This is a genomic window from Paenibacillus whitsoniae, from assembly GCF_003955665.1.
Lineage (GTDB): Bacteria > Bacillota > Bacilli > Paenibacillales > NBRC-103111 > Paenibacillus_E > Paenibacillus_E whitsoniae.
Genome location: NZ_RXHU01000056.1, coordinates 78,508 through 90,940 on the forward strand (window position 1 = coordinate 78,508; position 12,433 = coordinate 90,940).

9 protein-coding genes are annotated in these 12,433 nt (G+C 51.7%); 3 read left to right on the top strand and 6 right to left on the bottom strand.

The window, feature by feature from the left end:
- Positions 1 to 23: 23 nt before the first annotated feature.
- Positions 24 to 1,328 (bottom strand): glycosyltransferase family 4 protein, encoded by a 1,305-nt coding sequence (locus EJQ19_RS18925; RefSeq protein ID WP_164716625.1) that lies wholly within the window; start codon positions 1,326 to 1,328, stop codon positions 24 to 26.
- A gap of 103 nt (positions 1,329 to 1,431) precedes the next feature.
- Here EJQ19_RS18925 and EJQ19_RS18930 point away from each other — a divergent pair, with 103 nt between their 5' ends.
- The gene (locus tag EJQ19_RS18930) at positions 1,432 to 3,945 is read left to right on the top strand and encodes an O-antigen ligase family protein (RefSeq protein ID WP_126142802.1); all 2,514 of its coding nucleotides are present in this window, start codon (positions 1,432 to 1,434) and stop codon (positions 3,943 to 3,945) included.
- 47 nt (positions 3,946 to 3,992) lie between these two features.
- Here EJQ19_RS18930 and EJQ19_RS18935 read toward each other — a convergent pair whose 3' ends face one another.
- The 5 genes from EJQ19_RS18935 to EJQ19_RS18955 form a co-directional block, all read right to left on the bottom strand.
- Complete coding sequence (locus EJQ19_RS18935) at positions 3,993 to 5,726, bottom strand: SWIM zinc finger family protein (RefSeq protein WP_126142803.1); 1,734 nt, start codon at positions 5,724 to 5,726, stop codon at positions 3,993 to 3,995.
- Positions 5,723 to 5,956, bottom strand: coding sequence for a hypothetical protein (locus EJQ19_RS18940; RefSeq protein WP_126142804.1), 234 nt, complete (start codon positions 5,954 to 5,956; stop codon positions 5,723 to 5,725). The genes EJQ19_RS18935 and EJQ19_RS18940 overlap by 4 nt, the downstream gene beginning before the upstream one ends.
- A 9-nt stretch (positions 5,957 to 5,965) precedes the next feature.
- Complete coding sequence (locus tag EJQ19_RS18945; protein WP_126142805.1) at positions 5,966 to 9,049, bottom strand: DEAD/DEAH box helicase; 3,084 nt, start codon at positions 9,047 to 9,049, stop codon at positions 5,966 to 5,968.
- Positions 9,046 to 10,623, bottom strand: a complete 1,578-nt coding sequence (locus EJQ19_RS18950) for an SWIM zinc finger family protein (protein ID WP_126142806.1) — start codon at positions 10,621 to 10,623, stop codon at positions 9,046 to 9,048. Before EJQ19_RS18950 ends, EJQ19_RS18945 begins: the two co-directional genes overlap by 4 nt.
- 143 nt (positions 10,624 to 10,766) lie before the next feature.
- Positions 10,767 to 11,015 (bottom strand): hypothetical protein, encoded by a 249-nt coding sequence (locus EJQ19_RS18955; protein ID WP_126142807.1) that lies wholly within the window; start codon positions 11,013 to 11,015, stop codon positions 10,767 to 10,769.
- Between the two features lie 240 nt (positions 11,016 to 11,255).
- Here EJQ19_RS18955 and EJQ19_RS18960 point away from each other — a divergent pair, with 240 nt between their 5' ends.
- Both EJQ19_RS18960 and EJQ19_RS18965 read left to right on the top strand, forming a co-directional pair.
- On the top strand, positions 11,256 to 11,969 hold the full coding sequence (locus tag EJQ19_RS18960) for a Crp/Fnr family transcriptional regulator (protein WP_126142808.1): 714 nt from the start codon (positions 11,256 to 11,258) through the stop codon (positions 11,967 to 11,969).
- A 79-nt stretch (positions 11,970 to 12,048) separates the two neighbouring features.
- Positions 12,049 to 12,420 carry a carboxymuconolactone decarboxylase family protein gene (locus EJQ19_RS18965; RefSeq protein WP_126142809.1) on the top strand — a complete coding sequence of 124 codons (372 nt, stop codon included), beginning with the start codon at positions 12,049 to 12,051 and terminating at the stop codon, positions 12,418 to 12,420.
- Positions 12,421 to 12,433 lie beyond the last annotated feature (13 nt).

Below are 12,433 nucleotides of genomic sequence, written 5' to 3' on the forward strand. Positions count from 1 at the left end.
TATTTCAAACTGCTCATCCTTCCCTAACTGAGAAACTTCGATTTTAATTTTCGATATAGTCCGCTAACATTCCCTTCTCTTAACAATTTAATACCTTTAAGGAGATAGAGCTTTGTTCTCGAAGTTGGTTTAGAAACATACTTTCGTATGACGCTATGATCAACAGCTTTTCGGGGATTTTCGCAAAACAGTCTCAAATCTTCAGTTACTTTATTCCAATGGTATGAATGCCTTACCTTACTAAAGTCACATTTACCATGGTCAACCATATCTATTAATGCATCAGCCAAAGCTCGATCATCTTCAGCATCTATGACACAACCAATGTGATTCTCTTTGACAATTTCACTGAGAACATCGCCTGAGGTCACTACCATAGGTAACTCACACCATAAATAGTCTAATATGCGCGTTCTAAAGGCAAATCGGGTTTCTAGATTGTTATAATGCAGACTAACACCGACATCAGCTTCCAACAGATAATCCATTCTATCTTCATATGGGACCCAACCTTTGAAAAACACAACTCTGTTCGTAAGCCCAAGTTCACCACTGCGACTTAACACTTTGTCAACCATTTTATGAGGCACAAAAGATTTATCTGGGTGCTCGGTACCAATAATTAGACATTTAATGTCCGGCCTAATTTCGCAAATAATGGACATAGCATTTATTAACGTAATGGGGTCAAGCCAGTCCCAAATCCCCCCCCACCACAAAACCACTTTATCGGTTACATGTATCCCTTCAATTATTCCCTTTATTACGTTAGCTTTTTTGACCGGTAAATACTCTGGCATTCCAAAAGGAACTACTCCTAGAAGATTATTTAAACTATGATCTTCCCTATAAGTTTCAGGGTTGATTCGAAAAGTAGCAGCCAATAATCCTAACCAGAAATCCTTTTGCTTATTGGAAGCACAAATAAAATAATCTCCAACGTAGATCTGTTCTTTTAAAATTTCTAAATTACTTTTAGCTATTTCAATCGACAACTGCTCATCCGACTTAATTTCTAAATTTTCAAAAATAAAAGGATCGTAGAGATCCACAACTATTGGAATATTTAAGTTCTTCAAAAATGGCATTTCCCATAATGTAAGGCCTTGAATTACTATGCATTCAAAACTTGAATAAAAAGTATTTTTATCTTCTGTTCCCTTTAGTACTATTTTAAAATCCGTATGAACAGGAGCATCACTGTTTTTAACTAAAAGAGTTACGTCACAGCTTCTAGATAATTCAATTGCAAAGTTCCAATACCTAATACCTGGACCAGCCATAGAAAGTGCAATTCTGTCTGGTGAGATAATTAAGACTTTTTTCACAGTAGATCTCCTTAACTTTGAAAAATCTTCTATAGGTTTCCCACCCGCTCCCATCTATGCTAAAATAAAGTCGAACCTTAGCGAAAGAAGGAGACAATCTGCAATGAGTGCAAGTAAAAATGCCTACGCGGCGTCGCGTGCCAAAGTGAAGGGAACCGCGACAAAGACAGAGACGAGCTCTGTTATGTTTTGGCTGCTGATCGTGTTCACGGGCTTGTTTATGTTCTGGGCGCCCTTTCAGCGAGCGCTGTTTAATGGCGGTACCTATGACTTCGAGCGGTCGATTTACTCGGCATCGCTGTGGTCATCGATCATTTTGGTGCTCATCGCGATTCTAGCGTTTTTTGTGTTTAAGCTGCGAGAGAAGAAAGACATTCTGACGATTTTGGTCTTTATGATGCCATTAACGTATGTCATTTCGTTGTCGAATGCAGCCTCACACTATCTGGCAACAAATATGGTTTACATACAAATGCTGTATGCATCTTTCTTCATTCTAGGTGTATTTCTGACAAAAAACAAGCTTGGCACGACAATTCTTTCGACACTTTTCTTGGTAACTGGGTACTTCATTGTAGCATTCGGACTTTTGTACTGGTTAGGGAATGGCAACTTTGCCGGCCACTTGGTAGGCTGGTTTGCGTTAATGGATTCGACAAACCCGAACCTGTACCGCGATGCGATCATGACGGATTCGAACGGCTTACGGTTAACGTCGGTGTTCCAATATGCGAATACGTATGCGGCGTTTCTCATCATGCTGTCGCTATCTTCTCTATTCTATATCGTGAAGTCGAACAAATGGTATATCGTGGCACTCAATGCGTTCCTGCTGGTGCCGACGCTCATCTCGTTCTGGCTGACGCTCTCCCGCGGCGCGATTGTGGTGATTCCTGCCGTGTTTCTGGTGATGTTGTTCTTCTTTAAAATCAGTCGGCAAATCGTCTCACTCCTCCAATTCGGACTGGCTTTTATCGCTTCGCTGATCATCCTGCAAAAGGTGACGGACATCGGCATCGGCTTACAAACCAAGCCAAGCGGTGCGGAATCCTGGCACGGCTGGTGGATTTTGCTGCTGACTTCTCTGATCTATGCCGGCCTAGCCATTGTGATTCAGCGATATGCATCACCATGGCTTGAGCGTATCACCGCCCGCTTCGACTCGAAGAAGTATGCAACGTTCATTTTGCCGGTCGCTGCGATTGTCATTGGTGTGATTGGTGCAATCCTGATCTTAAGCGACACAGGTTTCAAAAATATTCTTCCAGACAACGTCAGAACGCGTGTCGAAAATATTAACTTCCAGCAGCACTCCGTTCTGGAACGTGGAACTTTTTACAAAGACGCTGTGAAGCTGTGGAAGGATTACCCGATCCTCGGAGCCGGCGGCGGAGCTTGGGCTGCACTGTACGAGAAGTACCAGAACAACCCGTATACGTCCCGTCAGGCGCATAACTTTGCGCTGCAATATCTGGTTGAGGCCGGTGCGCTGGGCTTCCTCGCTTTTGTCGGTTTTGTCATTGCGATATTTGTGTTCTACATTCGAAGTTATATCCGAAGCTCGGCAGAGAAGCGCGATCTGCACTTCCTCTTTTTCATCGTAACGGTGTCTCTGCTGGCGCACAGTATGATTGACTTTGACCTGAGCTATGTGTACCTGGGAGCGATTTTGTTCCTGGCGCTGGGCGGCATGCTGAGCAATACGTCTTCGACCGAGCTAAAAATCAAGTCGGATTCGTTCGCGATTCACAAGTCTTTCCCGCTTGCGATTGCGCTGCTTGGTCTGGTGATGTTTTTTATCTCGGCCAGAGTGCTTTCTGCGAACGGCGACTATAAAGAAACGCTCGACGTGATCAAAAAGAGCCAGGATTACAATCAAATCGTCGCTCCTTTAGACAAAGCACTCTCCCTGCATCCTGGACATCCGGACTATTTGTTAACGGGACAGGTTAGCCGAATTGGCGTTCTCCTGCAGGTCGCGAATCAAATGCAGAAGGAAGACCCAACGAAGCAAGAGCCATTCATGACGCAGGCGCAGACGCTGCTGGACGAGCTCCTCAAGAAAGAGCCGCACAACCGAATTGCGGCGCTGCAGCAGCTCAACATGCTCCTCCTGAAAGGCGATAAGCAAAAAGCGCTCGACTGGGCGAATGCACAAATTCCGAACTATCCGTGGTACACGGATATGTACGAGAAAAGCATCGGTTTGAATATCGACCTGGCAAATCAAGCCAAGGAAAAAGGCAATACGCAGGAGTACAATACGCGTTTGGATAGCGCGCTAGCGACGTATCAAGAAGTGCTTACGCGTATCGACTCGCTGAAAAATCTGCCGAAAGAGCAAGGCCAAGGCCGCGAATTCGCGGTAACGCCTAGCATGGCGCTCTACGTAGGCCAGATCAAGTTCATGAAGGGTGACTACGCTGCCGCGGCGACAGAGCTGCAGCCGCATATTACGGACAATATGGACGATCAAATGAATCGTACGCTGACCAGATGGTATCTAGCTGCTGTGCAGAAGCAAGGCGGCAAGGATCAAGCGCTGCTTGATAAGCTGGTGGCCAAGGATCCGGCGGAAAAGCAAAACATTGATGCCATTCTTGCAACGAAGTTCTAAAGCGATTAAAAACCATGCAAGCCTCTGGGCGTGCATGGTTTTTTTGATCATCGCAGCCCCTCTTCCTTCAGCAACTGCTGAAAGCGACGCAAGCGAGAGAATGTTTTGCTGAGATGTGCGAAATAAGACTCCCATTGCCCAAGCTGATTGAGATCTGTATAGATTTGTTTAATCAACTGCAGCATATCCACGACATCCGTGTACATGTCTTGTTTTTTGCTTCGGAGACAGTGATCCACGGTGATGTGATAGAGCGGCAGCAGCAGCGCGGGATTACTTTTCTTCACAGTGCGGATCTCCGTACCATCCAGATACAAGGGGTGAACGCGACAGACTATCATGGCATCCACCCAGCGCCGATACGATTTGCGTTCCAGAAGGAATTCGCTATACGCCCCAACACTTCTGGGCAACAATGCCGAAAGCGTTTCCCCCCACTGCTCCTCGCTGATCTGTTTATTCTCAAACACGTCCCACCATAAATCCATATAGTCCTCGAACTCTTCTTCATCCACCACAATCGCTTCATTCGAAAAAACTAGAATCAACCATCGCAGCCAGAACACCAACCGTTCCCATTGCTCCTCGCGCCATAAAAAGGTCGCCAGCTCCAATAGCCCCCAGATCTCCAGTCTTTGCAGATCTTCAAGTCTCTCCAAGCAAGCCGTCGCCGCGCTGTCATCCGCTTCCAGCCAATAGAGACACGCGCGAGCATGCAGAGCAAAAACAGGCTGCTGAGCCCCCTTCCTGTCCGCAATCTCTTTCTCCAGTCTGGCAGCTTCCTTCTCCAGCCTTTGCCCTATTCGGCCGATGTGCTGTCCGCACAACGCATAGAGAGGAAGCGAGCAGGGACACCTTGACTCCTCTGTAAAGAAGTTCGATGATAACCACTTTAAGGTTTGGTCGATTCGATCTGGGTGCATCTTTTGAACGGCATCCCAGTCGATCTCCTCCAGCATGCTTCCGATTTCTTCCAGACAGTTTTCCACCGTCTCGAGGCATATTTTCTTCTGCGAGGAGCTCCACCAATGGGTGAAGTTGTCTACGTGGTCGCTAATTTTGCGGAGTGCAAATAAATTGGCGTGCAGATCAAGAAGCTGCCGCTGAAGCTCTGTCCAAGTCCTCGCTTGATTACATATCTGGGAAACAAGTATGAATACCTCCGGGAAGTCAATTGCGGAATTGGGTTTAAATCCATACTTCTTTGCCCAAAAATCATGCCAGTCCTGAACCGTATCCGTTTCGTACAGCTGCTTCGATGGCCGGATTGGGGGAGACTTTGGCGCATCCCCACTCGGTAAAGGAACGCGAGCAGGGACAAGCTTGACAGCGCTCTGCTGCTGCTCCTTATGCAGCCTCTCTTTCTCCATCTCCTCCTGCTTCCTTCGCTTGAATGCTTCTCGCCTCGCCGTATCCTCTACAAGGGCACGCCGCTCCCGCTCAGCCCTCTCAAAGTTTCGCATTAGCGAATCCGATTGCTTCGTACCGATTTGATATACTTCAAAGAATACCGCAGCCAGATGCTCGCATAAGCCAGCACCGCCGCATGTGCAAGTACTGATATTCAAAAAATCGATATCCAGCTCCACCTCATATGGGGTGCCGTTCGACGAATAACCGGCGATCACCCTGGAAGCAGTTGTAATCTGAAGATAAGTCACACAACGCTGCGTATAGGCCTCATAGCCTTTCATTAACACATCATAGGAGAAGGACTGCTGGACCTGCTCCAGCAACACCTGCAGCTCCTGCGGCGTGAGTTTCATGCGTGAGCCCATCATTCGCCGCTCACCTCACGGGATACGGCGAGATACAGCTCCTGCCACTCAACCGGCAGACTCTCCGTCCATGGCAGCGGCTTGCCGGACAGCTTCGGCGCCGTCTCTTTCTTCACACGCATTTCTGCCGCTCGCGCGCCGGTTAGAGCTTCCGCTTTAGGCGGCCTGCCCCGCTTCGGCTTCACTGCTTCACCCGATGCCACTTCCTTCGCTTCGATGTTCGATATATCCACCTCTCCCCTCTACTTCTCAATCCATTCCCGACGCAAGGCAAAAAGTTCGCGCAGCTCGCCCGTCGACAGCTCGGTAATCCAGTTCTCGCCGCTGCCGACAATCTGATCGCTCAGGCCTTGCTTGCGCTCGATCATCTCGTCAATCCGCTCCTCCAGCGTGCCGAGCGTCACGAATTTGTGCACCTGCACATCGCGCGTCTGCCCGATGCGGAAAGCCCGGTCCGTGGCCTGATTCTCCACGGCCGGATTCCACCAGCGGTCGAAGTGGAACACGTGGTTCGCCGCTGTCAGGTTTAACCCCGTCCCTCCGGCTTTCAGCGAGAGGACGAAAACATGGCAGCGCTCCTCCGCAGGGAGCGCTTCATCCTGGAAGCGCGCAACCAGCGCGTCGCGCTCCGCCTTGCCCAGGCCCCCGTGCAAGAACTGCACGGGCTCACCGAGCCGCTGCCCTAGCGCAGCTTGCAGCAGGCGGCCCATCTCGACGAACTGGGTGAAGAGGAGGCAGCTGCCTCCTTCGCTTCGGAGTTCGTCGACCATCTCCGCCAAGCGCTCGAGCTTGGCCGAGCGCCGCATCCAAGCCGCCGCGTCGCCGGCGGCAGCGGCCCTGCCCCTTCCGACCTTGCGTACGCCTTCGGCGGCCTCCAGGGTCGTCTCTTTCAGCAGCAAAGCAGGGTGATCGCACACCTGCTTGAGCTTGGTGAGCGTGGCGAGAATCAAGCCCTTTTTCTCGAAACCGTCCAGTCCCTCGATTTTTTCAAGCATGGATTGGGTTACTTGCTCGTATAAGGCAGCTTGCTCAGCTGTCAATTTGACAAACGCTTTACCTTCATACTTATCAGGCAAATCGAGCTGAATCGCCGGCTCTTTCTTCACCCGCCGCAGCAGGAAAGGGCGAATCAGCCGCTGCACCCGTGCAGACAACTCGACTGCCCCCTCGCCTCCCCGCTCGATCGGCCCCACATAAGCCTGTGTGAAGCGGCGCAGAGAACCGAGATACCCGGGATTGATAAAATCAAAGATCGACCATAACTCCGTCAATCGATTCTCAATCGGCGTGCCGGTCAAAGCGATGCGCTGATCCGCAGTCAGTTTGCGAATCGCTTGCGCCTGCTTCGTGTAGGCGTTCTTAATATTTTGCGCCTCGTCCAGACACAGCGCGTGCCACGAAACGCCCGCCAACTCCTCTTCATCCAGCTGCGCGATGGTATACGTGGTCAAGACCACGTCCACACCCTCCAAGGAGGCGGGAAACGCCTCCCCTTTGGCACGCTGGGGTCCGTAGTGCAGATGAACGTGCAGCGACGGTGCAAAGCGCTCGAGCTCCTTTTGCCAGTTGCCGAGTACGGATGTCGGACAGATAAGCAATGCAGGGCCAGGGAGCAGCCTGCCCAGCTCACCTTCTCCCTTCTTACGCTTTCCTGCAGGAATCCGCTCCCTCCTATCACCGCGGCCTGCCTTAACCTGAAGCAAATAGGCGATGAACTGAATCGTTTTGCCCAGCCCCATATCGTCCGCCAGACAGCCGCCCAGCCCAAGCTCGCGCAAAAAGAGCAGCCAAGATGTCCCCTCAACTTGATAGGGGCGAAGCTCGGCGTGCAAATCCGGGAACTCGGATTGAAGAGGTATTGATTTTTTATGCTGAAGCTGCTTCATGACGCCGCGCAGATGCTGATTCAGTTCAACCTGCACCTGTACCGCGTTGTCGCGCACTTCCTTGACCTCGGCAGCCGCCTCATCCTCATCCTCCTCCGTCCCGCTCAAATGAAGCTCCAGCACCTCCCGGAACGACAGCCCTTTCTTTTGCTCGATCTGCTGCATGGCGGCCCGAATCTCCTCCAGCATCGCCGGGTCCAGTTGTACCCATCTGCCGCGAAGATAAATCAAGCGTTTCTTCTGCTCGGTCAGTTGCTGGAATTCCTCTTCGGACAGCTCCGTACCTCCGATCGCGACTCGCCAGTCGAACTGCATCAGCTGATCGAGCCCGAGCATCGTCTTGCGCGACTGTCCGACGGAATTTCTTAGCTTCGCTTTGAGCTGAGGCCGGATCGCGCGCTTGACGTCCTCCCACCAGTGCGGCAAATACACGGAAAACCCTGCCGTCACAAGCCGCAGACTCCATTCCGATAGGAACTGCCACGCCAGCTCGTCCCCGAGTTCCTCACTCAGTTTTCCCGGTTGAAATCCGCTCTCCAACTCAGGAATCATCCTTACAATCCGCTGTGTCTGCGCATGCAGCCTATCATAAATGTCCTCTTGCCAAGCAGGAGGCAGCTGGCCTGTAAGCAGCTTGCCGCCGGCGGTGAATTCGACGATGCGGCCGGCATCTGTCCGATCTTGCACGACATAGCGCAGCCGCCAATCTGCCGCGTTATCGCGCTCCAGGGTTGTGCCGTCCAGATAGGTTTCTGCATAAGGTTCAACCAATTGCAGGCTGATTTGATAAGGAAGCGCATCCCGGCTGCTAAGACCGATCGCCTGGAGCCAGTCCTCCTCTTGCATCCAGGCGCATTCCTGCTTCATTCTTTCAAAATCCGGATCGTCTACGCGAAGCAGCGCATACGTATGCCGGAGGCTTGCCCAACGCTCAGCAAGGCTGCTTGTACCTGAATCGAGCAGCTCACTCAGCGCAGCACTGAACCACGCCTGCCAGAAGCTTTCCGGGAAAGCGCCTGCACTTAGCGTCGCGAACAACCCCTGCTTGTCTTCGGGCAGCCGCAGCTTCCAGCCATTTTTCCCCTCTAGCCAGTGCTCATAGGAAGGGATATACCACCCGGACGCCAAGGCTTGCTGGAGCAGTCCGGCCCCTTTTTGCAAGTCCAGCGCCTGCTCGTCCCACGTAATTTTGCTGTGCAGAAGAAAAGCGGGAGCGGCCAGATAATCAACGGCCATCAGCGGCGACAGAATAATTGCAGGGCAATAGTCCGCCGTGCCGACTTCCAATCTGGTACCGTAAAACGACCGCTCGTGCCAAGCAAACAGCCCTTTTCTCAGCATAGCTTCAGGTACACTGTTGGCCTGTTCCGTTTCTCCGTAGATCGCAAAACTGCCGTCGGGCAACTGCATCACACGTGTATGAAAGGCAATTTGGATCATTGAATCAACTTTCCTTTCTGCAATTCTTCCTGGAAGGCTCGATACCGGGCATACCGATGATTCAGCTGTTCCAGATAAACTTGAAAACGAGAATTTTTTCTCTGTTTTTTATATGCTGCTTGCATTTTTTTTAGATATTTGACCGCTTGCTTGTAATCGGTACGATTCTTTCCTTGGATCAACGTCTCGACAGCGTGATGATAAATGGGAAGCAGCGCACTCGCATCCGCCTGTTCAACCTGCTTCATCGCTTTGGCATCGAGCTGATCAGGAAGCAGGCGAAGCAACAGAGCCAGATCCGCCCATCGCAGATAATCCTGTTTATCGAGCAAATACACCGCATAATGCGAATAGCTGGCAGGCAGCATCGACACGTAGATGTCATTCATTTCTCGGTCTAACTGCCGATGATGGGCAGCTTCCTCCCATAAATCCAAATATTGGTCGAGGTAACTCCCGCCTGTCTCCCTCATCTCCGGAAGCAGCCATCTCAGCCATTTCACCAGACGGTCCCAATCTCCCCCATCGGCGAACCCGCTTAAGTCTTCTAACCAATCTTCTGGCTCAATGGCAACCCCCGAAGTTTCAATCCGCTCCCATACATTCTCATCTTCCCCGACCAGCATGTCCAAATGCGCAAGGCCCAGTACCGCCCATGCCTGCGCTGCGCTCGACTCGGAAGCTGCGGCAGCTGCCGCCCGAAGCCGCTCTCTCTCCAGATCCGCCAGTTCTGTCACGATGAAAAAACGCGACCAAACCAGCTTATAGCAAGCAAATCGGCTTTTCCAATATCGTTCCGGCCCGTTCTCAAACAAGCCCGCCGTCATTGCTGCCAGAGCCTTCAAATGCCCGGGATACGAAGCTTGCGCCTGTTCCACATCAAGACCGTTCAGCGCAGCTTCCAGTTGGTTTTGCGCATGACTCAGCACCCGGTACACGTAGTAACCGGCATTATAATCGTAATCATAGGTGTTCGCCCGATCACCGGCCAGCTTGCCGCACAGCTGTACGATGTACAAAGCCACCTGACTATCGTAAAGCCCCCGAACGACAGGCGGCCAGCTATCCGCTTCGGCATGCAGCTCACGCCACGCGCGTTCACAAACTTCGATCACGCTGAACATGCTGAGGATCCTCGTCTGCCCGTACTGCTGTTCAAAATATGCCTGCCATTTCTCACTCGGCTCCGATGGCTGCGGACGGGCAATCGCAGCCCCTGCAGCTGCGGATCGACGCTTTTCCGCTTTCGCTGCACCAATGGTTCCATCGCGAAGCGCCCCAGGCTCCACACCGGACTGCTCGGCCAACTCAAAGAGCACCGCTGCCATGTGCTTGCAGTCCAGACCATAGGGACAACTGCATGTACTGCGCTGAAAGCTCTGCATATCCAAGGTGACCCGGTACCAGCTGCTGGACCCGGCCACCATTGCTTTTACAAGGGATGCCCCTTCCGTCGAGAGGTCCCTAACCCTGCCTTCTTTATAATACTTCCAACCTCGGGACGAAATCGTACTGTCAAAATAACTGCGAAAACGCCGGTTCCAAAGCGGCCAATCGATCTCCACATCAAGCATACACAAGTTCCTCTGACTTTCGACAAATTCTTTCCCTTATTATACTAGAAAAATACAGAATGGGCACACGCGTTCCACTTTGACTTAAAAAGCCCCAAACGAATCATTCGATTCGCCGGGGGCTGTCTGGGGCTCACCTGCGCTTATTTGCGCATCATGCCTTGGTGCGGATGCGGGTGTGTGCCGCAGTACTCATCCACTTCCGTACACGTATAGACATGCTCATACACCGGTACGCAGTGGTGACGATTCACAATTTGAATCGGGTGGATGACTTGCACTTTTTGCGGGTGATAGAAGTCTCTGACCACTCTTTCCGGATCCGTCATTATGGGATCAGCAGGTGGACACTGAAATTGTTTACCTTGGGTTGGTTGTGGTTGAAAAGCCATTATGGAAGTCAACTCCTCGTTAGGTTTGAGATAGTATACGTTTAACTAGGGGGCTCAGCGTGTACGTCCGCCCATTCTCTCAATAATTAGGCGGATGCGGATGGGCCAAGCAGGTAGATGTCCACACCACTGAAGAAAGGCCAGGCTCTTAGGTGTGCACACATGCTATTTCGGCTTAGAGGGCAGCTCCACCGACTCAGGCATGATATACTATAAGCATCGTTGATAAAGGAGGTTTGTATGAAAAAGCTTCCGGTATCCCGCGACCGCGCCATCCTGCAGCCTTTGCAAGACATGACGTCCATCACGAGCCTGTTCCCCTGCTTTGGGGAGCTGTCCGAGCAAGATTGGCTGCTCGCGCAAAAGGTTCGCGTCTCCCCCTCAACTCCGCATGAAATTGCAGAAGGGCACAGGCTGAGCCATGCGCTTTTTGTCGTGTCCGGTTCTGTCCGTATTTATAAAATCAGCCCTGGCGGCCGGGAAGTCACCTTATATCGCGTCGGCCCCGGCGAATGCTGCGTGCTCATGATCGCCAGCATTCTGGGGGAAACGGAATACGAAGCATCCGTGCAGATCGAGACGGAGACAGAGGTGCTCCTTTTTCCCGTGACGGCTTTCCGGAAGTGGATGCATGCTTATCCTTCCTTGCGGCGCTCGATCTATCGCCAGTTTACAGAACGCTTCATTCGCGTCACAAGCCTGCTCGAGCAGATCGCCTTCGGCTCCTTGCCTGAACGCGTCGCATCGTATCTCTTACAGCGGCTTCCCAAGAGCGAAGGTGCCACAGAAATCCGAGTCACACACGAACAGCTCGCCGTGGAGCTCGGTACAGCACGCGAAGTCGTCAGCCGCATTTTAAAAGAAATGGCCGTAACAGGCGCGATCTCCCTCCAACGGGGTAAAATCAACGTGCTGGATCAAGCGCAGCTTCACCGCTATTGCTCCCCTCTGTGACTTTATCACGGAAAGCCTCCCGCTCTCGCAGTACACTGTAGTTGTTCATACAATTACACGTTAAGGGAGGACTCGTTCAATGAGCCATTACTACAGCCGTGAAGATCTCGCTGCTATTCCGGAGCTCGTCAAGCTAGCTCCACAGGCGGCAAGTTCTTTTTTTGCCTTTGAAAAAGAAATCTATCACACAGATGGCACCGTCCCGCTTAAAACCAAGGAACTGATTGCCATCGCAGTTGCCCATGTAACAGGCTGTCCGTACTGTATCGACACGCACGTGCAGCGGTACAAAGCCTTAGGCGGCACGCCCGAAGAAATCATGGAGGCCGTGCTTGTCGCAGCTTCTACGCGGGCTGGAGCCGTACTGAGCCATGCCGCGCAGGCGTTGGCCGCTTTCCAGCGTTCAGAACATAAGAGCGGCCACGACAAGACGCCCGAATGCTTTTGCTAAAATGCCAAAGCGA